At 49.2% G+C, this 24,379-nt stretch carries 20 protein-coding genes and 1 riboswitch; of the genes, 6 read left to right on the forward strand and 14 right to left on the reverse strand.

Translation table 11 applies throughout. The annotated features are described in order from the left end of the window. Window positions 1-14: 14 nt before the first annotated feature. Window positions 15-923, reverse strand: a complete 909-nt coding sequence (locus tag FN001_RS01800) for a LysR family transcriptional regulator (RefSeq protein ID WP_142410594.1) — start codon at window positions 921-923, stop codon at window positions 15-17. A 241-nt stretch (window positions 924-1,164) separates the two neighbouring features. Here FN001_RS01800 and FN001_RS01805 point away from each other — a divergent pair, with 241 nt between their 5' ends. The 5 genes from FN001_RS01805 to FN001_RS01825 all read left to right on the forward strand — a co-directional run bounded on the left by FN001_RS01805 (window position 1,165) and on the right by FN001_RS01825 (window position 8,188). Further along, window positions 1,165-2,469 (forward strand): SLC13 family permease, encoded by a 1,305-nt coding sequence (locus FN001_RS01805; protein ID WP_185911808.1) that lies wholly within the window; start codon window positions 1,165-1,167, stop codon window positions 2,467-2,469. Window positions 2,470-2,497: 28 nt separating this feature from the next. Further along, window positions 2,498-3,337 carry an MBL fold metallo-hydrolase gene (locus FN001_RS01810; RefSeq protein ID WP_142410596.1) on the forward strand — a complete coding sequence of 280 codons (840 nt, stop codon included), beginning with the start codon at window positions 2,498-2,500 and terminating at the stop codon, window positions 3,335-3,337. A gap of 326 nt (window positions 3,338-3,663) precedes the next feature. After that, the gene (asnS, locus tag FN001_RS01815; RefSeq protein ID WP_142410597.1) at window positions 3,664-5,055 is read left to right on the forward strand and encodes an asparagine--tRNA ligase; all 1,392 of its coding nucleotides are present in this window, start codon (window positions 3,664-3,666) and stop codon (window positions 5,053-5,055) included. 215 nt (window positions 5,056-5,270) lie between these two features. Continuing rightward, window positions 5,271-6,347, forward strand: a complete 1,077-nt coding sequence (locus FN001_RS01820) for a metallophosphoesterase family protein (protein WP_118728441.1) — start codon at window positions 5,271-5,273, stop codon at window positions 6,345-6,347. Further along, window positions 6,344-8,188, forward strand: a complete 1,845-nt coding sequence (locus FN001_RS01825) for an ATP-binding protein (protein WP_142410598.1) — start codon at window positions 6,344-6,346, stop codon at window positions 8,186-8,188. The genes FN001_RS01820 and FN001_RS01825 overlap by 4 nt, the downstream gene beginning before the upstream one ends. Window positions 8,189-8,337: 149 nt before the next feature. Here the strand turns inward: FN001_RS01825 and FN001_RS01830 are convergent, their stop codons facing one another. The 13 genes from FN001_RS01830 to FN001_RS01890 all read right to left on the reverse strand — a co-directional run bounded on the left by FN001_RS01830 (window position 8,338) and on the right by FN001_RS01890 (window position 22,645). Further along, the gene (locus tag FN001_RS01830) at window positions 8,338-9,876 is read right to left on the reverse strand and encodes a nitrite/sulfite reductase (RefSeq protein WP_142410599.1); all 1,539 of its coding nucleotides are present in this window, start codon (window positions 9,874-9,876) and stop codon (window positions 8,338-8,340) included. Between the two features lie 86 nt (window positions 9,877-9,962). Next, on the reverse strand, window positions 9,963-10,457 hold the full coding sequence (gene trmL / locus FN001_RS01835; RefSeq protein ID WP_118297287.1) for a tRNA (uridine(34)/cytosine(34)/5-carboxymethylaminomethyluridine(34)-2'-O)-methyltransferase TrmL: 495 nt from the start codon (window positions 10,455-10,457) through the stop codon (window positions 9,963-9,965). A 206-nt stretch (window positions 10,458-10,663) separates the two neighbouring features. Then, the gene (locus FN001_RS01840; protein WP_118533421.1) at window positions 10,664-11,836 is read right to left on the reverse strand and encodes an aminotransferase class I/II-fold pyridoxal phosphate-dependent enzyme; all 1,173 of its coding nucleotides are present in this window, start codon (window positions 11,834-11,836) and stop codon (window positions 10,664-10,666) included. Then, a complete protein-coding gene (locus FN001_RS01845; protein WP_118533419.1) occupies window positions 11,833-12,315 on the reverse strand; it encodes an Lrp/AsnC family transcriptional regulator in 483 nt (160 codons plus the stop codon). Before FN001_RS01845 ends, FN001_RS01840 begins: the two co-directional genes overlap by 4 nt. Window positions 12,316-12,484: 169 nt before the next feature. Next, the gene (locus FN001_RS01850; RefSeq protein WP_142410600.1) at window positions 12,485-13,066 is read right to left on the reverse strand and encodes an AIR synthase-related protein; all 582 of its coding nucleotides are present in this window, start codon (window positions 13,064-13,066) and stop codon (window positions 12,485-12,487) included. A gap of 25 nt (window positions 13,067-13,091) precedes the next feature. Then, entirely contained in the window at window positions 13,092-14,612 is a 1,521-nt protein-coding gene (locus FN001_RS01855) for a VanW family protein (protein WP_142410601.1), read from the reverse strand. A 485-nt stretch (window positions 14,613-15,097) separates the two neighbouring features. Continuing rightward, on the reverse strand, window positions 15,098-15,841 hold the full coding sequence (locus FN001_RS01860; protein WP_346011284.1) for an exonuclease domain-containing protein: 744 nt from the start codon (window positions 15,839-15,841) through the stop codon (window positions 15,098-15,100). Beyond that, window positions 15,826-17,739 (reverse strand): B12-binding domain-containing radical SAM protein, encoded by a 1,914-nt coding sequence (locus FN001_RS01865; RefSeq protein ID WP_142410602.1) that lies wholly within the window; start codon window positions 17,737-17,739, stop codon window positions 15,826-15,828. The genes FN001_RS01860 and FN001_RS01865 overlap by 16 nt, the downstream gene beginning before the upstream one ends. Window positions 17,740-17,750: 11 nt before the next feature. After that, window positions 17,751-18,239 carry a deoxycytidylate deaminase gene (locus FN001_RS01870; RefSeq protein ID WP_118297292.1) on the reverse strand — a complete coding sequence of 163 codons (489 nt, stop codon included), beginning with the start codon at window positions 18,237-18,239 and terminating at the stop codon, window positions 17,751-17,753. A 63-nt stretch (window positions 18,240-18,302) separates the two neighbouring features. After that, window positions 18,303-19,370 carry an L-threonylcarbamoyladenylate synthase gene (locus FN001_RS01875; RefSeq protein ID WP_142410603.1) on the reverse strand — a complete coding sequence of 356 codons (1,068 nt, stop codon included), beginning with the start codon at window positions 19,368-19,370 and terminating at the stop codon, window positions 18,303-18,305. A 234-nt stretch (window positions 19,371-19,604) separates the two neighbouring features. Beyond that, window positions 19,605-20,399, reverse strand: a complete 795-nt coding sequence (locus FN001_RS01880; RefSeq protein ID WP_118514197.1) for a creatininase family protein — start codon at window positions 20,397-20,399, stop codon at window positions 19,605-19,607. 67 nt (window positions 20,400-20,466) lie between these two features. After that, complete coding sequence (locus tag FN001_RS01885; RefSeq protein ID WP_142410604.1) at window positions 20,467-21,102, reverse strand: ECF transporter S component; 636 nt, start codon at window positions 21,100-21,102, stop codon at window positions 20,467-20,469. A 186-nt stretch (window positions 21,103-21,288) separates the two neighbouring features. After that, window positions 21,289-21,407: riboswitch (FMN riboswitch) on the reverse strand. Between the two features lie 74 nt (window positions 21,408-21,481). Continuing rightward, window positions 21,482-22,645, reverse strand: a complete 1,164-nt coding sequence (locus FN001_RS01890) for a polysaccharide deacetylase family protein (protein ID WP_142410605.1) — start codon at window positions 22,643-22,645, stop codon at window positions 21,482-21,484. 332 nt (window positions 22,646-22,977) lie between these two features. On the opposite strand from FN001_RS01890, the gene FN001_RS01895 reads away from it, so the two are divergent. Then, a complete protein-coding gene (locus tag FN001_RS01895) occupies window positions 22,978-24,288 on the forward strand; it encodes a M18 family aminopeptidase (protein WP_118297297.1) in 1,311 nt (436 codons plus the stop codon). Window positions 24,289-24,379 lie beyond the last annotated feature (91 nt).

The following is a 24,379-nucleotide window of genomic DNA, read 5'->3' on the forward strand; positions in this document are numbered from 1 at the left end:
GATTGATGTACTTTTTATTTATCTTTCTCCATTTTTCTGTTCTTTTGAACCATATTAAAGTATGTGCGGAAGATGCGAAGAAGCTCTTCCACCATCAGAGTTTTTTTCTTGTAAACAAAATTTATTTCCACATTCTCCAGATTTTCTGCTTCCGGAAGATGATACTGTACAATGTCTGGATCCTTCTCAATAATTTCCGGAGGCAAAAATCCGACTGCAAGCCCCTCTCGCACAAAAGAAGTTATTGTTGTAAGCTGATTCGCATAAAAAATCACATTTGGGATTACATGATATCCAGCGAAGTATTCCAGGATAAAAGTATTCAGCTGAGAGGATTTAAATTGAAAGACCATCGGAATCCCTTCCAGTTTCTTCGGTGATATAATTTGACTATCCAGTTTGAAAAATGTCGATGATGCACATAACGCCAATGAAAGTTTTCCAACAGGAATATATGTGAGAGCCGGATCCCTCATCTCCTCCCGGCAAGAAAAACAGGCCGCATCCAACAGATTATTTTTCAGAAGCTGTGTCATATTTACGATAAAATTTTCCTGCATATTGATCGTCACACCCGGAAGCTGCTCCTGCATATAGGGAAACAATTTCGACAAATGAATGGCTGCAACATTCGGAGCGATTGCAAGGGAAACAGCCTTGTCCATCTGCAGCTTCTCAATACTTGTCCGAAACTCTTCATAATGCTCCACCAGACGTTTCGCCTGTTGATAAGCAATATTTCCTGTCGATGTCAGGAACAGATCATTGTGATGTCTTTCAAAGAGCGAAACGCGGAATTCTTTTTCCAGATCCCGGATTGCCGATGAAACTGCCGGTTGGGACACATGAAACTGCTCTGCGATTCTCGTAATATTCAGTTCTTCCGCAACTGCAACAAAATATACAAGTTGTGTCATCGTCATTGTTTTTATTCTCTCCTGATTTTTTGTTTTCAAATTTTCAGTTTGTATTTCTCTTTTTATTGTACCATAAGTTTTTTCTTATAGTATAAGAAAATATATTCTTTTATTTATTTTATTTTGATGCTACGATATTTCCATGATCATTCTGTGCACAATGACGAACCAAAGACCTTATCTCTGGCTGCAGACAGGAGCAAGGCGAAAAACAAATGTTTCTACTTTTCATACAGGAGGGAATTGTATGACAACGCAAATTGCTATTGTATTGGGGATCATTGCCCTTATGAGTATTTCATTCTTTTTTGAATTGCTGCCACTTGGCTTCACAGCTTTAATGGTACCTGTTCTTCTTCAGGGAACCGGCATCCTCGACGCGAAGACTGCATGGTCCGGCATGTCCAACACAACAGTTATCACATGGATTGGTCTTTTCATTATCGGCGCTGTTTTTGCAAAAACAAGTTTCACCTACCGCATCCGCGTATTTATTCAGAAAAACACAAAAGGAAGTCCGTTAAAGGTCTTTCTTATGATCATTGCAGGAATCACCGTTATGGGACTTGCAACAACCGCTACTGCTACGATTGCAGCATTAACTCCGATCATCATGGAACTCTGCAAAGATTCCGGACTCAGCGAAAAACGTGTATTCAAATCCGCTGCTGATCTCTGCACCTGGGTCTGTGTACAATGTTTTCCGATCGGAAGTTCCATTACCTACCTGCTTCTTTTTAATCAGTACATTACAGACGCAGGTTCTGAAGTCCAGTACGGTCTTATGGATTTTACATGGATCAAGCTTCCAATGTTCTTCTTCCTGCTTGTTTACTATATCGTCATCTGTAAGAAGTTTGTCGTTGATAAAGAGGCCTCTGCTCGTGCTCAGGAAGCCCTCACTGAAGACATTGATTACTCGACAAAAACCCCTTACACTCCTCTTCAGGAGAAACTGGCTGCATTTATTTTCCTTGCAAATGTGATTCTGATGGTCGTTGCCACTGCAACTAAGATTGTTCCGGTATATCTTGTATCCACAACTTTTGCTGCACTTGCTGTCGGATTAAAGCTGATCTCCCAGAAAGATGCATTCAATTCCGTAAGCTGGAGCGTTATCTTCCTGGTTGCCGGAACACTTCCGCTTTCCAATGCGATTACGGCATCCGGAACTGGTGAATGGATCTCGAATCTTTTCAGCAATGCATTCCCGAACCTCACAAACCCGATCATTCTCGCGACAATCTTCTGTTTCGTATCCATGTTCATTACACAGTTTATGAGCAATGCTGCTGTTATGGCTATTTTCTGTCCGATTGCTGCAACGATGGCGATCAATCTCGGAATTGATCCACGTCTGATCGTTGCGGGCGTTGCATGTGGTTCTATCATCTGTTTTGGAACACCGATGGCCGGCACTGCAGAGGGATATGTATACGGCGTCTGTGATTTTAACATGAAAGATTTTATCAAGATCGGCTGGATCCCTTGTGTCATTATGACAATCGCATTTGCCGTATGGGCACCATTTGTCCTCAATCTTATCTACTAAAAATATTTGTTTGAAAGGAATTTAAACTATGAGTGAATCTGCTGCTGAACGCGCTGCCCGCATGAAAGCGCTCGCTGAAAAAGCTGCCTATTTTACAAGCAATCCATGGATCCTCTACCATGAGCCATTTCAGGTTACTGACAATATTTATTTTGTCGGAAATACCTATGTCTCCACCTATCTGATCGACACCGGAGATGGTCTGATCCTGATCGACCCGGCCTTCAAAGAAAGTGTCTATCTTGTTTTTGACGGAATTCGAAAACTGGGATTTCATCCGGAAGATATCAAACATATCTTTCTTTCCCATGGCCATTTTGATCATGTGGCTGCTACCAGATTTCTTCAGGAATACACGAAAGCAACGGTGTGGATCGGCGAAAACGATGCATTCTTCTTTACCGAACGTCCCGATCTCATCTGTGGAGAGATCCCGCCGTTTACGATCAACGAATATTATGATTATTCCAAACCGTTTGAAATTGGAAATGTAAAGATCGAGTTTAAGCTTTGTGCAGGCCACACCCCTGGAACAACGACTTTTGTGATCCATACCTCCCACCATGGAAAACCAGTGATTGCCGCAATGCACGGCGGTCTCGGATTAAATGGACTCACTTATGAAGAGCTGGAGGAAAACCGGCTTCCTGCTCATCTCCAGGCTGATTACGTAAATCAACTTCGTGAAATGATGAAGCTGCATGTCGATATCGTTATCCCGTCTCACAACCATAACTACGATCTGTTATCCCGATATAAAGCTGATGACGGCACCGGTAACATTTATCTGGATCCGGAAGGATGGCAAAAAATGCTGCAAGAAATGTTAGAAAAAGCGAAAAATATAATTCCTGAGCAGTTTGCTTAAATAGTCATAATTTTCTTACATAAAGATCTCATTGGATATAAAAAGATACTGCATGACCATCATTTTTCTGTCAGGCAGTATCTTTTTGTTTTGCCCTATCACATTCCGTCAGGATCAGTAAGCCTGATGATGGATGATCATCGTTTTCCGCTCAGGAAAATCCTTCGTCTTATGCCCATTTTTCCTTGAATCCACACACAAAATACGCTATACTAGTAGCAGATTGCACATTTTAAGAAGAGACGTAACTGTGAAGATACTGAGCAGTTACGAAAAGACTATGTAACACACTGTTACAGGAGATGTATTTAGAAGGAGAAACAATCATGCAGTTGACAACAGTCAAAGAGCTCTTTAAAGAGCGTGAGAAATATTTAGACAAGGAGATCACCGTCGGTGGCTGGATCCGCAGCATCCGTGACTCCAAGGCATTCGGCTTTATCGTATTAAACGATGGTACAAGCTTCGATACCTTACAGATCGTTTACCATGATACAATGGCAAACTTCGCTGAAGTTTCCAAGTTAAACGTCGGCGCTTCCATTATCGTAAAAGGTACTCTCGTTGCAACACCGGAGGCAAAGCAGCCGTTCGAGATCCAGGCGACAGAGGTTGTTGTTGAGGGCGCTTCCAGCGCGGATTACCCGCTCCAGAAAAAACGTCACACCTTCGAATACCTTCGTACGATCCCGCACCTCCGCGCACGTACCAACACCTTCCAGGCTGTATTCCGTGTGCGTTCCCTGATCGCTTACGCGATCCATCAGTACTTCCAGGAGCAGGGCTTCGTCTATGTTCACACACCGTTGATCACATCCAGTGACTGTGAAGGCGCAGGCGAGATGTTCCAGGTAACGACCATGGACCTCAACGATGTTCCGAAGACAGCAGACGGCGCAGTCGACTACAGCAAGGATTTCTTCGGCAAACACACAAGCCTGACTGTAAGCGGCCAGTTAAACGGCGAAACTTACGCGATGGCGTTCCGCAACATCTACACATTCGGACCGACTTTCCGTGCCGAGAACTCCAACACGACCCGTCATGCAGCTGAGTTCTGGATGATCGAGCCGGAGATGGCATTTGCTGATCTTGACGACAATATGACTGTCGCAGAGGGCATGTTAAAATATGTCATCCGCTACGTTCTTGAGAACGCTCCGTCTGAGATGAACTTCTTCAACCAGTTCGTCGACAAGGGACTTCTCGACCGTTTAAACAACGTATTAAATTCCGAATTCGGCCGTGTTACCTACACAGAGGCTGTCAAGCTCCTCGAAGAGCACAACGACGAGTTCGATTACAAGGTATTCTGGGGCTGCGATCTCCAGACAGAGCATGAGCGCTATCTGACTGAGAAGATCTTCAAGAAACCGGTATTCGTTACCGACTACCCGAAGGAGATCAAGGCGTTCTACATGAAGTTAAATCCGGACGGAAAGACAGTTGCCGCTGTGGACTGCCTCGTTCCGGGTATCGGCGAGATCATCGGCGGAAGCCAGCGTGAGGACGATTACGACAAGCTTCTCGCCCGCATGAATGAGCTCGGATTAAAACCGGAAGACTACGGCTTCTATCTCGACCTCAGAAAATACGGCAGTGTCCGCCACTCCGGTTTCGGTCTCGGCTTCGAGCGCTGCGTGATGTACCTCACAGGAATGGGCAATATCCGTGACGTGATCCCGTTCCCGCGTACCGTTAATAACTGCGAGTTATAAGGAAAAACAGCAGCCCGCCGCGTCCTTTCGATGCATGGCAGCCGCAGGGAGCGCACAGAGATCTGTTGCGCTCCTTTTCACATTTACGCGACGGCGATCCCCTGATGACCGAACTGCCGCGGTAACTTGAAAAACACGTTTTGCGGACTTTCATAGTCCACTACCTTGATACTGGAGCGCAGTGTATCTGCAATCCATACACCATGGAGGAATGTATGAAATTTATCCACACCGCCGATATCCACTGGGGCATGATCCCGGACAGTGATAAGCCCTGGGGCAAAAAGCGGGAACAGGCGATCCGACTGACATTCCAGGGGATCATTGAGGACGCGAGAGACTCCCGCGCCGATCTCCTTCTGATCTCCGGCGATCTGTTCCACCGCCAGCCGCTGGCCCGCGACTTAAAGGAAGTCAACTATCTGTTCTCTACGATCCCCGGGACCAGAGTTGTCATCATTGCCGGAAACCATGACCGGATCCGGAAGAGTTCCGCACTCCTCAGCTTTACCTGGGCGCCGAACGTGACATTTCTGATGGACGAGGACCTCTCTTCCGTCTATTTTGAGGAGCTGAACACAGAAGTTTACGGATTCAGCTATCACACTGCCGAGATTACCGAGGCAAAGGCCGACAACATCTCTCTTCCGGCATCCCGACGTACCCGGATCCTCATGCTCCATGGCGGTGATGCAAAGCATGTTCCTTTTGACCGGAATGCACTGGCTGCATCCCCGTTCTCCTATATCGCCCTTGGGCATATCCACAAGCCGGAGGTTCTCCTGGAAAACCGCATGGCCTACGCAGGTTCCCCGGAACCGCTCGACATGACGGAGACCGGACCGCACGGATATTTTGTCGGGGAAATCGACACCGCGAGCGGTCATGTGACCTCCCTGCAGTTTAAGGAAGTCTGCCAGGCCCAGTATATCCCGTTAGTGGTCAATGTGACTCCTCAGACGACCAACACCGAGCTCTCCCAGATCATTGCCGACGAGATCCGCAAGCGCGGCGCAGGCAATATCTATCGTTTCCGCATCCGCGGCATGCGGGATCCTGATATCAGTTTTGACCTGGATCTTCTCTCCGGTCAGTGGAATATCATCGAGATCCTGGATGAATCGGAACCGCAGTATGATTTCCACGCATTGTTCGCGGAACATCCGAGCGACATGATCGGCTTTTATATCCAGGCGCTCATGAAGGACGATATGAGTCCTGTGGAGAAAAAAGCGCTTTATTACGGGATCCACGCCCTGCTTATGACAAAAGATGAAAGGAGTCAGCCATGAGATTACTCGAATTACATATCGACGGGTTCGGAAAATTTCATGACCGGACCATCTCCTTCAACGACGGGATCAACATTATCTACGGAAAGAACGAAGCCGGAAAATCCACGCTCCACACCTTTATCCGCGGCATGCTCTTCGGGATCGAGCGCGGGCGGGGACGGGCGGCAAAAAATGACCTGTATACAAAGTACGAACCGTGGGAAAACAGCGGGACCTACGAAGGCTGGCTGAGACTGGAAAAAGATGGGACCATCTACCGCATCGAGCGGCGGTTCCGGGAAGAAAATAAGTCTTTAAAGATCATCAATGAGACAAAAGGTCTTGAGGAGAACGCAAGTCCGGAGTTTATCTCCAGGCTCTTAAACGGGCTCACTGAGACCATGTACAATAACACGATCAGCATCGGCCAGCTGAAGAGCGCCACCGAGGACGGAATGGTGACGGAACTTAAGAATTACATTGCCAACATGAACACCACCGGCAATATTTCCTTAAATATCACAAAAGCCACCGCATTCCTGCGCAACCAGAAACGTTCGCTCGAAGCCGGGCTGATCCCGGAGGCAAGCCGGGAATTCACCTCTCTTCTCGCTGAGATCCGGAATATTGAATCTGAGATCGCCGGCCCGGAATACGAGAACCAGCTCGCCTCCTACCAGAATATGCGGACCCAGGTCAATGGACTGATCGAAAATACCCAGACACAGAAAAAGGATCTGGACGAGAAACTCGCAAACGGAAAGAAAGTCCTGGCAGACAATGGTTTTACAGACCAGGCTTCCGTGGATGCGATGTCCTCCAATGCAGAAAAATTATACAGTGAATACAATATGCTGAATATGGAGTGCAGCAAGAAGTCCAGAAAAGTCCTGTCCGCGCTTACGGCCGTTCTCGGGATCGCAGGACTCGGGGCAGCGGCGGCTCTTGGATATTTCAATCTCACCGCATATCTCCCTGTCTGCGGAGCTTCTGTGGCGGCTGCTGTGATCTTTTTTATCATCTCCCTGATCTTCCGTCAGAAAGATAAAGAATATCACAAAATGTGCGACAGCACCTCGGCGGAACTTGGCGCTCTTCTTGCGAGACATCTCGGAGATTCCGCAGTGTCCGAAGATGCCATGAACGCATTCCTCGCGCGGATGGGCGAATTTTCGAAGCTCTGTGATATGGTCTCCCAGTCCGAGACGGCGATCCGGAAATTTCTGGAAGATCTGAGTAATCTCCAGACAAGACAGGCCGGCTGCAGCGAGATGATCGAAAAGCAGCAGCGGACCCAGTGGGAACTGGAAAAGAAGCTGGAGCATTTAAGCAACTGCAAGAATAAAGCAAAAGCATTAAAACGGACACTTGCAGAGAATGACCGGATCCACGATGAGATCGTCGCCATCGACCTCGCCCAGGAGACTATGGCAGATCTCTCTTCCACGATCCGTGATTCTTTCGGACTCTATCTGAACAAAGAGGCCTCCCAGTATATCACCGGCATCACCGGCGGGATCTACGACAGCATGAGCATCGACGAGAATCTGAACGTCTTCCTGAACACGAAGACAAAGCTCGTCCCGCTCGAAAACGTCAGCAGCGGAACCATGGACCAGGTCTATCTCGCCCTGCGCCTTGCCGCCGCAAAGCTTCTCACGGGGTCCGGCTCCGAATCCGGAGGTTTTCCGCTGATCTTCGACGACAGCTTTACCCAGTACGATGATGATCGCCTGAAAACAGCTCTCGAATGGCTTGCCTCCGCCTACGGCGGTCAGATCATCATCTTCACCTGCCATCGCCGCGAAGCGCAGATGCTGCGCGCAAGACAGGTGCCGTTTCAGTTGATCGAGATGTAAGATCCTGTCCTGACCGATCCATAATTGTTCAGCGCCTTCCCGGCTGCGAACAAAAATCCACGTTTTCTGCAAAAAATGTCGGCAGTAGATTAAAACTGCCGACATTTTTATATTTATAAGGATTCCGTCTTTCCACAGCACGCAGTCTTTTACGCGTACTTTTCCACAATCGCCCGGAATTCATCCCCATGACCAGCGATCCAGGTCTCCCAGTTCATGTTAGATGCTGCCGCTGCTTTTCCAAGCTCCACGAGAAGCTTCGGAAGATCACGCTCCAGGATCACGGCTCCGGCCTCGCCGAATTTTGCCGCACCGAGTTTATCACTTCCACCGACGAACATCTTAAACGCAGACTCCGGCTTTCCGTCTACGGTCTTTGCTGCGCCCTGGAAACCGAGCGCCGCCGCCTGATGCGCGGAACAGCTGGACGGACATCCGGAAATACAGATCTTCGGAAGAGCGCCGTCCGGGATTCCTGCCTCTCTGACGGCCGCTACAGCCGCTCTGAGCGCCGCCTGGCTGTCTCTGACGCCCTGCTGGCAGATCGATGCGCCGATACATGCAACACTGTTCTCAAAAGCTGTCTGGGCTCCGTCAGCCGTTGCTGCGAGAACCTTCTTTGCCTCGTCTGCAGTCAGGTTGATGATATAGATCGTCTCATGCGGTGCGATCCGGCACTCCACATCCGGGATCTCCTTTAAAAGTGCGAGAAGCTCTGCCGGTTTTCCAGCCGGGAGACATCCTCCGATCGGATGATAAGCGACTGCGTAGAGTCCCGGCTGTTTCTGGGCAATGACACGCTTATCAGAGATTTCTCCGGAGCCTTTTTTCGTAACCGTTTTTTCCTCCACATGGAGGTCCAGACCGCCTTTTTCTTTCATTTTCTGCACGTTCTCAAGAAACGCCGTCTTTAATCCGTCAACTCCCAGTGTCTCCTGCATGAAACGGGTGCGGGCTTTCGCGCGGTTCTCATAATTGCCGTGCTGGCAGAATGTCTCGATCATGGCGCGGATATCGTAAAGGATCTCTGTCGCCTGGACATGTTCATCTACGAGGACTCCCATCTTATAGCCGCCGCCGAGTCCGCCGGCGATCCGGAGTGTGAATGTTCCGTCCGGATTTGCCATGAATCCCATATCACGGAATGCACTGTGTACAGAATCGTCAGCTCCGTTGCAGAACGCCACTTTCAGCTTTCTCGGCATATGGATTTCACCAGCGATGGAGAGCAGATACTCTGCCGCTGCCTCCGCATACGGCTTTACATCGAATGCTTCCCCTTTCTGTACTCCAGAGAGCGGGCTCATCATGATATTTCTCGGATTGTCTCCGCCGCCGCCCCGGCTGTAGATCTCGGCATCGATTGCTTTTTCCATGAGGACCGGAACCTGCTCCGCCTTTAAATTGTGAAGCTGGACAGTCTCACAAGTCGTAAGCTTCATGAGCTCCACACCGTAATCCTTTACCGCCTCTGTGAGGAATTCCAGGCGCTTTTCCGTCAGGTTTCCGCCTGCCATTCTGAGACGCAGCATATGTTTGGAAGGATCCCGCTGCGCATAGCTTCCGAATCCTCCGGAGATTCCCTTGTATGCCTTCCGGTCGATCTCGCCTTTGTCAAATTTTTCAATTGTCTCCACGAAATCATGGATCTGTTCGCGGAACTGTTCTTCCCATTTTTCATTCATCATGATTGTTTTCCTCTTTCCCCTTTTTCCTTTTCCTGGCTCTACGGATCCTTCCGGTGTCTCACCTTCCGGCGAAATCCGCAGAATTTCTACTCTTTCCAGTGCAGATGATGCAGATGTCCTTCCATCGTCATCTTCTCAAACCCGTTCTGTCTGAGCGCCTCATAGAGCACGATCGCCACGGAATTTGAAAGATTTAAGGACCTGATATCTCCCCACATCGGGATCCGGATACAGTTTTCACGGTTCTCCACAAGGATCTCCTCCGGGATCCCGCGGCTCTCCGGTCCGAACATGATATAGGCGTCCGGATCATACGGAACATCCGTGTATACATGTTCGCCTTTGGTGGTCGCCATGTAGATCTTCGCTCCCGGATTCTTCTTTAAGAAATCCTGATAATCACTGTACACCGTCACATCCAGCTTGTCCCAGTAGTCCAGCCCCGCACGGACCAGGTGTTTCTCGCTGAGCTTAAATCCCAGCGGCTCGATCAGGTGCAGCTTCGTGTTCGTTGCCACGCAGGTTCGCCCGATATTTCCTGTGTTGGCCGGCATTTCCGGCTCGTATAATACGATGTTCATGTTGTGGTCTCTCCTGTCATATAAAAAGAATGTGCTTCGGCTCGTTATTCGCATAAATAAGAAGGAATGTGCCTTTTTGTTTAATAGGAAGTTCCATCGGAATTTCCTGTTAAACAAGAAATTTCCCGGCCCGACCACCTTCATGATCAAGCCGGGGAAGCTCCGTTTTCCATGACTGTCCGGTATCCGCACAGTCACAATTCTTTTTATTTCTCTTCGTTCAGGTGTCTCTTCACGAAACGCTCCATTCTCTCAAGCGCACGTTTCAGATCATTTAAGGAGTACGCATAGGAGATTCTCAGATATCCCTCTCCGCAGTCGCCGAACGCAGTACCCGGAACAACGGCAACCTTCTCCTCCTCAAGAAGCTTTAAAGCAAACTCATCGGAAGTCATACCGAATTTCTTGATGCTCGGGAATACATAGAACGCGCCCTGCGGCTCATAGCAGTCAAATCCCATATCGCGAAGTGCCTTTACAAGGTAACGTCTTCTCTGGTCATATGCCTCACGCATCTCGATCACATCATGGTCACCGTTTCTCAGCGCCTCAACCGCAGCATACTGGCTTGTTGTCGGCGCACACATGATCGCAAACTGGTGGATCTTTAACATCTGTTTCAGGATGATCTCCGGCGCACATGCATAGCCGAGACGCCATCCGGTCATCGCGAAGGATTTCGAGAAACCGTTGATCAGAACGGTACGCTCCTTCATTCCCGGGAATGCGGCGATCGTGCAGTGCTGTCCCTTGTAGGTAAGCTCGGAGTAGATCTCATCGGAGATAACAAACAGGTCTTTCTCCACGCAGACCTTCGCGATCTCCGCCAGATCTTCCGCCTCCATAATGGAACCGGTCGGGTTGTTCGGGAACGGAAGCACCAGGACTTTCGTCTTCGGTGTGATCTTTTCCAGAAGTTTTTCCTTTGTCAGACGGAACTTGTCCTTCTCCTCAAGCTGGATCGTAACCGGAACACCGTCCGCCAGGATCGTACACGGAGTGTAGGACACATAGCTCGGCTGCGGGATCAGAACTTCGTCTCCCGGATTTAACATCGCGCGAAGCGCGATATCGATCGCTTCACTTCCGCCGACGGTTACCATGACCTCTTTGTTATAGTCATATTCCACGTCAAAACGTCTCTTTAAATAGTTGCAGATCTCGATCTTCAGATCTTTTAAGCCTGCGTTGGATGTATAGAAGGTACGTCCTTTTTCCAGAGAATAAATGCCCTCTTCACGGATATGCCACGGAGTATCAAAATCCGGCTCTCCGACGCCTAAGGAGATTGCATCTTTCATCTCACTTACAATATCAAAGAATTTACGGATCCCGGACGGCGGGATCGTTACGATTTTATCAGATAACGGGTTTCTCACGGTGTAATCATCATCCTTTCATCCCCCGGCTTCTCATACATGATCGTGCCGTGGTCCTTATATTTCTTGAGTACAAAATGGGTCGCTGTGCTGAGGACGGAATCCATCGGGGAAAGTTTTTCAGATACAAACTGAGCGACCTCACGCATAGTCTTTCCTTCGATGATCACGGTGAAATCAAACGCACCGGACATCAGATATACGGAATTCACTTCGCTGTACTGGTAAATGCGCTCCGCGATCTTGTCAAATCCCATTCCTCTCTGCGGAGTTACTTTCACTTCGATCAGTGCGATCACTTTCTCGTTTCCGGTGTTATCCCAGTTGATCATGGTGTGATATCCACAGATAATGTTTTCTTTTTCCATGTCCGCGATCTCATTCGCGACGGCTGCTTCACTCTCGCCCAAAAGGGCGGCCAGATCTTTCAGATCAATTCGGCTGTTCTTTTCAATGATCGCCAAAATTTTTTCACGCATGATAAATCCTCCTTGTCACATATCTGTTCAGTGCTTTCACCTGAGAAATCTGCCGCCTGCATTCTCTTATGGGCAGCAGTTTCTTACAAAGTCATAGCAGCGATTACAGGTAAATCCATATTCCGACCGGCTGTCCCGGCAGGAAGTCTTTCTCCCCGTCAGATCACAGTCATACACATTCTCCTGTGATCTTATAGATTTCATCCTGTGCCGGGCGTTCCAGAAATCCTGTTGTTCCGATCCCGGTCATCTTTCTCGCAATACCTTTTTCCACTTTTCCGATCACTGCGGACGGGATCCCCGCCTCGCTTAAGATCCTCACGGCATCCCCACCGTTTTCCACCGCCATCAGAAGGCATTCTCTCGATGCGAGCCGGTATGGATTCAGGTCAAAAAGTTCACAGATCTCGATTGTTTCCTGTGCGACCGGGATTTTCCTCAGTTCAAAGGAAATTCCCTGCTCATACGCTCCTGAGATAGTCCAAAGGGCGGCCAGTATGCCGCCCTCCGAAATTTCTTCCCATTCTCCTGCGCCGCAGGCATCGAACATCTCCGGAGTCAGTTCTAACTTTTTATCTGCCTGCTCCCGGATCCGCTTGACAAACCATTCCGGGAATCGGGCCGATATCTCTTTTTCTTTTGCCGACAGAGCCGCCTTCACACCGTTTTTTCCGATCGTCCCTGCGACTACCAGATCCTGTCCCGGTCTGAAGATCCCCGCTCCGTTGGGTTCGCGCTCAATTTTTCTCATGATTCCGGTCTCTCTTCTATGCGGCCTAAGCCGCGTTCTCACCCATTCCAGGGCCATAATTTTCGCCCGGCCGCGGTCCGGCAGTTTCAGCAGGTGCCTGTGTTTCCGGCGCCTGTGTCTCAACCGGTGCCGGCGCCTCTGTCTCGGTCGGCGCTGCCGTCTCAGTTGGCGCTGCCGTCTCGGTCGGTGCCGGTGCTGCTGTCTCAGCAGCTCCCGTTCCTACACGGTAAACTGTTTTTGACGCATTGTATGTGTCAGAGTTTAACAGGGTGCGTTCCTGCAGCTGTCCATCCACATATACGCACTTATATAATTTCGACTTTAATCCTGTATGCCCGGATTCCACTTTCACGCGCTTTCCGGCCGGAAGGCTCGGATCCTGGATCTCCTGGGTTGGTGACGGCACGGTCTGAAGTGTCTCTGACTCAAATGCCAGAGTGCGGTTCGACGGTCTCGTCTCTTTTCCGTAGATCGTGAACGTCAGTGTCTTTCCCTGTGTGTATCCCTCGATATAGATCGGGGTATCATAAGGATTCTTCACCTTCAGGTCTTTGTAAGTTCCGGCAATCGCCGCATCCATAGACGGTTTTACATAGCTGACCGACATGGAATGATTCTGGCGCTGAACGATCTCCAGCTCTGCGTATAAAGCCGCGTTGTAGAGAGTTGTAGAGATCTGGCAGACACCGCCGCCGATACTGTCGACAGACCGGCCATTCTCATAAGCAGTCGCCGTCTTATATCCGTTTTCCAGTGTGAACGGATGCATACACTCATACCCGGAAAGAACCTCTCCCGGCATCAGCACATGTCCGTTGATCTTTCCCGAACCTACTGCAAGGTTTGTGGATCGGGAAGCACCGCTGGTCGCAAAGCTCGTGGAAAAAGTTCCGAGAACATCCTTGATCGTTGCAAGATCTTCCTCCGTCACCTTCGGCTTATCCACAGTAACAGATGCCTCCACACGGATCGCGCCTGTGTCCTCACTGTTCAGCGCCTCATTAAGGGCCGCTCTCGTTGCGTCCATATCTACTGTCACACCTTCTTTTGAAGGTGTGATCTCAAACTTTCCGTTCTTTCTCGTGATCGTTGCGTCGACAGCATCCGCCACCGCAGAATCACAGTTCGCGGATACGAAAGAAGAGATCTTATCCTGATCCACAGAGAGATCCAGCTCGATCTTCAGCGGATTTACCTCAAGATCTTTCTTTTTCATATACCTTTTTACAAGATTTCCCTTCAGCTCTGTCCCCTGGACCGCTTTCGCCACCTCATCCTGATTATCCCAGGCAACGCCAAGCGTCTTCGCATCGGATTTCGCCTCCGCGCCATTTACCACAAGTGTGATATCCTGATTTAGTTTTTCATTTACATAACTTTCGATCTGCTTTTCGGCTTCCGCTTCCGTAAGTCCGGAAAGGCTGACGGCTCCAACGGAGACCCCATCCGGGATCCGCTCATCTGCCAGTGTGGAAACCGGGGCGATCCAGACAAGTCCGGCGCTCAGTAACGCCGTCACACCTGCGATCCACACATTTTTTTTCATTCTTTTTTCCTCGCTGATATCTTTCTGCTGCCTGATATATCCCAGGTTTTTTCTCATCATATGATGTTGGGGTCAAAAGGTTTTGACCCCTTGTGATACCGTATTGTTCCGCACTTCGTGCTCCCACAATACTCAAAAACATTCATAATCCGCTCATTTTTCTTCGAAAAATGGCTGCTTATTCATGTTTTGGCGGGTCCCAAGATCAAAAATCCTCTTGCAAGCAAGCTTGCATCGGATTTCTGACCTTTTGACCCTGGTATCATCATATTAAAAAATAGAAAGAAGGGAACCGAGAATCATCGGCACTACCATTGCAAGTACGACCAGCACGATCACGATGGTAGAGAAAATCTTTCTTGTTTTTTTATTATTCATGTTAAACAAACCATTCACCTCTTCTTGCTTTCCATTCCGGTCCGCATCTCACAGCTCTCATCAGCTGTCATGCCGTTTAATAGTCATTCTTCCAGCGTTCCCGAAATCTATCCCTGTTTTTTCGCATTTTCCGGTATTCTTCCATACTGGAAAATGATCTTGTCGATCATCCGGGAGATTTCATTTCCGGACATGTGATCGATCTCGACAGTTATGTCTATTCTATGATATTTTAGTAAATCCTGCAAGTGTTCTTTTTGCCTTTTAGACGCCGTCCGTTCCTTTTTTGCCTTATATTGCAGCATTTTTGCGGTGAAGAGTTCCGGGCGCTCTTTTCCGAACCTTCTTTTTAATTCCTGGTAGAGATCATGGGCGGCATAAGCGTCGGAAAGCGCGCGGTGTGCCGTGTCCTGATGAACGCCAAAATATGCGCAGGCAGCACCCAGATTTTTCTTTTCCGCTCCCGGCATCAGATAGCGGCAGAGCTTCAGCGTATCAACCCCATATTTCTCGAATTTCCGCTTCTGGTTTACCGCAGCCTGAACAAGGAAACCGTAGTCGAAAATGATTTGATGTCCAAGGAGCGGGAGATCTTCCGTGAAGTTTAAGACCTCATCCAGGATCTCATCGATCCCCGGTGCATCCTTCACCATATCATCCGTGATCCCCGTCAGCTCCACGATCCTCTCCGGGATCTCCCGGTGCGGGTTTACCATCGTATGATAGGTGTCCACTGCCTCGCCATCGATCACCTTCACCATACCGATCTCCGTGATCTTTTCATGGCGTGCACCGATCCCTGTCGTCTCAAGATCCAGTGCGACATAAGAATTTATCATTTCATCTGCCATGTCTCTTCTCCATCCTTGTATACAAAGCGCACCGCTCCCGCATTCCCAGACAGCGGATCCCGCTTTTTATAATCAAACAGTACAAACGTCCCATCTTCCATATGTTCCAGATGAGCCCTTTTCGCCATCTGCCTCGAATCAAAGCCAGCATAATCCGTGAGCCATTTTGGATTTTCTTCCTCCGCCATGAAGAATTCGCGGACTTCCTTTTTGTACGGAGACTGGTCGCTGGCAAAGGACGGACGGCTCTTGATGTTTTCGCGGACATAGAGGTCATACATTAAACTGTCACGGAAGTCCGCTAAGGACGGCTGTCCGGTTTCCGGGACCTTTGCAGCCGTAACATGATCCCGCTCTTCTTCCCTCATATCCTCTTCCAGGAACCGGTACAGGATCTCATACCTGGCCAGTCTGCTGTGGCTGATCCCGGTAAGGCCGTTCTTCTCATAGTATTCCGCCAGATTCACAAAAATCTCCGATGGTCTCTGGAATCTTTTCTCCAGCAGCTTCATCGTCGCCGGGAACTGGCCGCTGTTATAGTAGACCTCGACCATGTCCTCCACGCCTTTCAGACGGATCACATCGCTGTAAGGAAGCCACTTTGTGGAAAGCACTTCATATGGCGGGATTCCCCGGTATTTCAGATCATATGCCGCAACCTGCTCCTCCATGTAGGATCCTTTTAACACCTTTAAGAACCCCATCTGGAGCTGATCCGGACGCATCCGGTAAACGTCGTCAAATGAGCGCATAAACGATTCATAGTTCTCATAGGGAAGTCCCGCGATCAGATCAAGGTGCTGGTGGGTATTCCGGTAATCGTAAACACGGTCCACCGCCCGTTTCAGTTTTACCAGATCCATGTGCCTGTGGATCTCCCGGATCGTGTCCGGATTTGTAGACTGGACACCGATCTCCAGCTGGATCAGACCCGGGCGCATCTTTCCGATCAGTTCCAGCTCCTCCTCGTCAAAGATATCCGCGGAAACCTCGAAGTGGAAGTTCGTGATCCCATTATCATGCTCCACAAGGTACCGCCAGATCCCCAGCGTGTGTTCTCTTTTGCAGTTGAAGGTGCGGTCCACAAACTTGACCTGAGGGACCTTATGGTCCAGGAAAAACTGCAGTTCCGGAAGTACCAGATCGAGACTCCGGAAGCGCACCGTCTTATCGATGGAAGAAAGACAGTAACTGCAGGAAAACGGACATCCGCGGCTGCTCTCATAGTAGACGATCCTGTTCTCGAATCCTGCCATATCATCATAGTAAAATGGGATCTCATCGAGACTGAGAAGACGCTGCGGACCATGTTCCTCGATCTCGCCGCTTTCCGTGCGGTACGTGATCCCCGGAATATGGCTCAACTCCAGACGATCTGAATGCGCATTTTCTCCTTCGCCAGCCTCCGGCATCCGGGTATTTTCCGCACAGCCGGAAGTTTTCTCCTTTGCCTGTCCCCTAAAGCTTTCACCTGTATATCTGTCCGGTACGGATGTTTTTTCTCTCTGAAGATAAGCACGCACAAGCTCTGTGAACGTCAGCTCGCCTTCCCCGCGCATGATACCGCGAACATCCGGCTCACGCGTCAGCACTTTTTTCGCATCATAGGACACCTCTGGACCGCCAAGCCAGATCTCCGCCTCCGGCAGCACTTTCTTTACGTCCCGGACGATCTCCATGATATAGGAAATGTTCCATATATAGCAGGAAAAGCCGATAAAATCCGGCTTTCTCCTGTAGATATCCTGTAAAATTAAATCCATCTGATGGTTGATGGTATATTCTCCGATCTCGATATCCGCTCCCGGGATCTTTGTCCGCGCAAACGCGCGCAGACTGTATACACCAGGATTTGAGTGGATATATTTGGCGTTGATCGCCGCCAGCAAAAATTTCATTGATTCCTCCGTTATACCCGGTACTCGATCTTGCGTCCTGTCGGGTTATACTGATAATACCGCACACCAGCCGCGTTTAACATTCTCTTGGACGCCCGTGTGGACGCATCGTTCGCGTACTTGTCGCTCTCGTAAACGATCGTCTGGATACCGGCCTGGATGATCGCTTTCGCACACTCATTGCACGGGAACAGGGTCACATAGAGTTTGCTTCCTTCCAGACTGCCGCCGCGGTAATTTAAGATCGCGTTCAGCTCACTGTGCGTCACATAGAAATACTTTCTGTTGTACGGGTCCTCATCCATCTTATCCCACGGGAATTCATCATCGGAACAGCCTTTCGGAAATCCGTTGTAGCCCATGGACAGGATCTTATTGTCCTGACTCACGATGCAGGCACCTACCTGCGTATTCGGATCTTTGGATCGCATTGCGGAAAGCTTCGCAACTCCCATGAAATATTCGTCCCAGGTAATATATCCGTCTCTCTTCTCTGACATGGTTTCTCCTCCATCTCTGTGATGATCTGTTATTGTATCACGATGTAACTGTTCCATAGATTTTTACACATTTATAATATGATATCCCGCTGCCTTGCACAGGCGGTTCATGATCGCCTGGCCAAGCTGGTCCTTGGAAAAGCTCTCTGAGAAGATGCAGTCTACCTTGCGCGCATCAAAGTCACGCAGCACCGCAAACAGGTTGTGGGCAACTGTCTCCTCATGTTCTCTGCTTCCGATCACCTCAAGATTTCCATCCGGATACAGATCCCGGCTCTCCTCGGTGCAGATGATGCCGACTTTCTTTCCCTCGGCCTCCGCCTTCTTTGTCTGCTCATTGATATAAGCCACGACCTTGTCCATATCGCCCTCAACCAGCGTCATGTCCGCCTTCGGGGCATAATGGCGATACTTCATTCCCGGCGCTTTCGGCTTGATATCTCCGCTCACCGGTCCCAGGATCACCGGATCAATATCGACCTGCCCCAGTGTTTCACGGAGCATCTCGATCGTGATCGCCCCCGGTCTTAAAAGTGTCGGAACCTCACTCGACACATCCACGATCGTGGACTCCACGCCGATCCCAACGGCACCGCCGTCGATCACCATCTCGATCTTTCCGTCCATATCTTCGATGACATGTTCCGCCTTTGTCGGGCTCGGTCTTCCAGATGTATTGGCACTCGGCGCCGCGACCGGAACTCCCGCCAGATGGATCAGACAGTTTGCCACTGGGTCAGACGGCATGCGGACCGCAACGGTGTCAAGACCGCCGGTCGTTCCGTAAGGCACAATGTCTTTTTTCGGAAAGATCATGGTCAGCGGACCCGGCCAGTATTTTTCCGCCAGTTTCCGCCCGGCTTCCGGAATTTCCTTTACGATCGCCGGGAGTTCCTCCATACAGGAAATATGGGCGATCAGCGGATTGTCGGATGGACGTCCTTTTGCCGCATAGATTTTCTTTGCCGCTTCCTCATTTAACGCATTCGCGCCGAGACCGTAAACAGTCTCGGTCGGAAATGCCACAAGACCGCCGTTTCTTAAGATCTCTGCCGCCTCCAGAAGCCCCGGATTTTTTTCCAGTGCTTCTCTTGTCTTTTCTTCTCTGATGCGAACTACTTTTGTATTCATATTATGCACTCTCGATTCTCTTATCAATAATGTTTGGAGCCGGAGTCTCTTTCCCCACGCTCTCAGAACTGCCCTGCGCCTTGAAATCCGCAGTATTTCTGCATGATCCCATTTTTTTCTAATGATAAAGGTGCTGCACAAAACGCAGCACCTTACTTTGTTTAATTGCGTATTCAGTTTAGCACATGGATGTTATGGTTGCAACAGATTTCCGGCGGATTTACTGGCTCTCCGTCAATCCTTCCATCTTCTTATCTCTTTCAGTCCGGAAAGGATCGACTCCACAAAACTGTCGTAGATCTGGTTGCCTTTCTCTGCCGTTGCCCCGCTCGGGTCTCCGCCGATCCCGATCGGCTTTCCATCCTCGGTTTCCCACTCTTCCGATACCCAGCCGAGTGTGATCGGTCCGTAAACAGTGAACGTCTTGTTTCCCATGAATTTCTTCGGGATCCCCGCCTCAGAGGTCTCCAGTTTTACTGTCTCCGGCCGTTCCGCGAGGACCATCGATGTCTCCATCTCTCCTCCATGGAAATCCCAGACATTTCCAGGTGTCACAGTGTCTTTCACCGCCTGATTGCCAAAAAATGCACCGCAGTTGATGATAAATACGGCAATTCCAAGCTCACTTCGAAGTTCTCTGCTCAGCACCTGGATGATCGGAGAATTTCCGCCGTGGCAGTTTAAGATCGCGATCTTCTTAAAACCATGATGAGCCAGCCCTTTGCAGATGTCATACAAAACGTGGTAGAACGTGTCCGGTTTCAATGTCACAGAGCCGCAGAAATTGATGTGTTCCGTGCTGAGTCCCACCGGGATCAGCGGGAAAATGAGCATCGGGTAGTCCGGGATCTCCCGGTCCAGCGCTTCCTTGATCCGTCTCGCTGTTCCCTCTGCAATGATCTCGTCCGTGCCAAGCGGACACTGGTTTCCATGCTGCTCCAATGCCCCTACCGGGATCATGACTACCGTCTCATCTTTATCGACCTGTTCCATTTCCAGTCTTGTCAGTTCATTATAGTACCTTACCATTGTTTTTTCTCCATTCAGTGCCTTCAAACCAATGTTTTCTTACAGTCAGCGCAGTAAATGCGCAGACCTACTGAATCGTTTCAGTTTTCTTCTCTCTGTGGATCCCGGAATGAATGATCACACTGACATGCTTGTATACAAGCGCCGTCACGATCGCATTCAGTCCGCATTTTACAAGGTTAAACGGGATGATCGCGAAAAGAGCGAATGTGTAAAGGTTTGTGATCGCCGGATTGATCTTTGTTCCCATCGCAATGATATTCTCGATTCCGCCGAAAGCAACTTTTGCGTAGAACGGAAGAGTGATCGCACAGTTTACAAATACTGCACCGATAACTGCACAGAATACACCGACAACAAGAGCGATCATCGCTGTCTTTTTCGTCTTATGTCTGCGGTAGATCAGAGCTGCCGGCACGGAGAACATACAGCTTCCGATGATGTTTCCAAGCTCACCGACATAGTAAGTGCTTGTTCCGTTTAAGAGCAGTTTTAAAAGGTTCTTCACGATCGCAATGAGCGCCGCCTGTGCCGGTCCCATGGCGAAACCGCCGATCAGTACCGGGAGCTCTGCGAAATCCAGTTTATAAAACGGCGGTGCAAACGGAACTGCCACCTGGATCGTCTCCAATACGGCTGCGAGTGCGCTGAACATGGCGATCAGCACGATGTTTCTGACACTTAATACTTTATTCTGGTTCATAATGATCCTCCTTGTACGTGTTGTTCTTCTGCAGAAATACCGGATAGGGACACGGTATCGCAACAAGGAATTGCTGTGCAGGAAAAAATTCATCGGAATGTGCCCCGGCACGTTCTCGTTGTTATACAAAAAAGATCCCGGACAATTAAAAAAAGTCCGGGACCTGTATCTACTATTCCTGTCATACAATTTCTTCTCTCATCCAGACTATACTGTCGGTTTTGGAATTTCACCAAATCAGCTGCTCAGCGCAGGTCGCGGACTATACCGCCGGTGGGGAATTTCACCCCGCCCCGAAGAACGATATTTATTTGTTCGATAACAGAATATCACATTTTTATTTGCTGTGCAATCATTTTTTATCCGTGCAAGTTCCCCCTTAGCGGAAATGTCCATAGGAATGTCCTGCTGCCATTCCGCCGCGAAGCTCCGCCATCTCGCTGACAGTCACGAGCTGGTAACCTCTCTTTGTAAGCTCCGGGATCAGCGTCTCCGCTGCGATCGCGCTCTGCTCATAGAGATCATGCATCAAAACGATATCTCCATCTTTAACCTGGCTTAAAACGGTATCAATCGTCTTCTGGGCATTTCTCGTCTTCCAGTCCAGAGTATCCACCGACCATACGATCGACGGCATTCCTGCCTTCGCAAGAACTGCTTTGCTCGCATCATTGATCTTTCCTCCCGGCGGGCGAACTCCTTTCGGTGCATTTCCGCCTGCTGCAACGATCGCATCACGGGTCTGGTTTAAGCTCTGCAAGATCTGACCTTCGGACATATTTGTGAGATATGTATGCGCCCAGGTATGGCTGTTCGTCTCACATCCGAGATCCGCCATGCGCTTTACCGTGGATGCATAAGAAGCCACACGATTTCCAACCATAAAGAACGTTGCTCTTCCGCCGTTCGCCTCCAGCGAATTCAGAATACGCTCTGTATATTTGGATGGTCCGTCATCGAAAGTCAGCGCCACCATCGGTCTTGTTGGATCAATTCCTCCATTCTTCGGTCCCTCCGGAGCTGCTGCATCTTTTTCTGTCACAGTAACCCAGATTCCGTCCACGCGAAGTCCCTGTCCTTCTGTTCCGGCAGTCTCACCATTTTTTACCGGAGCTGTCCATGACCCATTCTGGAATACTGAGTAATAAACATCATAATGATCTTTTAACTGCCCTGTGAGCTCCATCCGGATCGCCTCGAGCGGCATCCCTGTCTCGATCGTTCCGGTCTCCGCCATATTTTCCTGCCAGGAAAGCCAGCCGGAACCGCTTAAATTTACCTGATAAGAAAGTGTTCCGCTCATTCCCTCCGGCTGTCCGGAAAGACTCGCCCGGATCGCCGTCACATAAGTCCCGTTTCCGGCACGTTCCGCCGTCTGGTCTCCGTGGTATGCGCTCCAGCCGACTCCATGCTCAAATATTCCGTACACAGCTCCCATATCTGCCGCATATACCGGTTTTGTGTTCATACCTGCTGCTGTAAAGCATACAGCGACGACCGCAGCTGCCCCACAGATTGCCCGTCTGATTTTTTTCCAATCCATTTGTTCCCCTCTTCTCTCTGGTGCTTTTCACCATATTTCCTATTTCCATATTCTAACATGAAAATACAAATAAAGGTATCTTTTCCGCGTTTTTTCTCAATCTTCATAAAATCGTCAGAATTTAACTATTCACACCATCACAGTTACAGAAACGGGGCTATTTCGAATTGGTTTTTCGATATAGCGAACACGGCTGTCAGCTGCTGTAAAACGCTACTCGCCTGTTTCATCACTTGCGCACAGCATAGCGCAAACTTGCCTATCCCGTATTTTTCCTGTATAATAAGATAGTATGACTTACAGGGATTATTATCGAAAGGAGTAACAAAAACATGATTCAGAATCTGAATGAAGAATTATTTTCTTTTATCAAAAAGAGTCCAACTGGTTTCCATGCTGTTCATGAGCTGGCAAACTACCTGACTGAAGCAGGCTTTGAGTGCCTCGCTGAGGGAAATACCTGGAACCTTGCTGAGGGCGGCAAATATTTTGTAACCCGCAACCAGTCCGCGATCATCGCATTCAAGGTATCCCGCAAAGATTATTCAGGCTTCCATATCGCGGCAAGCCACAGTGACTCCCCGACTTTAAAAATCAAAGAGTCCTCCGAGATGAATGTTGAAAACCAGTATGTAAAATTAAATGTTGAAAAATACGGCGGAATGCTCTGCGCTCCGTGGTTTGACAGACCACTCTCCGTTGCAGGCCGTATCATCGTAAAAGATGGTAATCGTCTCACAACAAAGCTGATCAATGTTGACCGCGATCTTCTCATGATCCCGAACCTCGCGATCCACATGAACAGGGAAGTAAACGACGGTTATAAATACAACATCCAGAAGGACATGCTCCCGTTATACCGTATGAGCAATTCCGGCAAGGCATTTAAAGAAATGATCGCCGAGGAAGCCGGTGTTTCCGTTGATCAGATCAAGGGAATGGATCTTTTCCTCTACAACCGCATGGAAGGTACGATCTGGGGCTGCGACGGCGAGTTCATCTCCGCTCCGCGTCTTGACGACCTTCAGTGTGCATTCACATCCACGATGGCTCTGTTAAACAGTGAGAGCGACCGCTGCATTCCGGTCGTTGCCGTATTTGATAATGAGGAAGTTGGAAGCGGTACAAAACAGGGCGCCGGCTCCACATTCCTTTATGACATCCTTCGCCGCATTAACCGCAGCCTTGGAAGAACAGAAGAAGAGTATCTCACTTCCCTTGCTTCCAGCTTCATGGTATCTGCGGATAACGGACATGCTGTACATCCGAACTACGCGGATAAGACAGACCCGACAAACCGCACATACTTAAACGGCGGTCTTGTGATCAAACACAGTGCAAACCAGAAATACACAACAGACGCTGTTTCCGCTGCAGTTATGCGCTGCCTCTGCGAGCGTGCAGGTGTTCCGTATCAGGAGTTCTTAAATCGTTCCGATATTCTCGGCGGTTCCACTCTCGGAAACATCTCCAATGCACAGGTTTCCTTAAACACAGTGGATATCGGACTTCCGCAGTTAGCGATGCACTCTCCGTATGAGACTGCCGGTTCCAAGGATATGGCTTACATGGAAAAGGCATTTGAAGAGTTCTTCAAATCTGCGATCCGCGCCGAAGGTGACGGTACACTCGTACTCGAATAATTTTTATAAAAATGCTCCGCCGGAAATTCTCGCATTTCCGGCGGTTTTTTATCCTTCCAATGCAGAGGCACGCCGGAAATGTTCCTTTTCA

This window comes from Clostridium sp. Marseille-P7770, assembly GCF_902143525.1.
In the GTDB taxonomy this organism is placed as follows: Bacteria; Bacillota; Clostridia; order Lachnospirales; family Lachnospiraceae; genus Pilosibacter.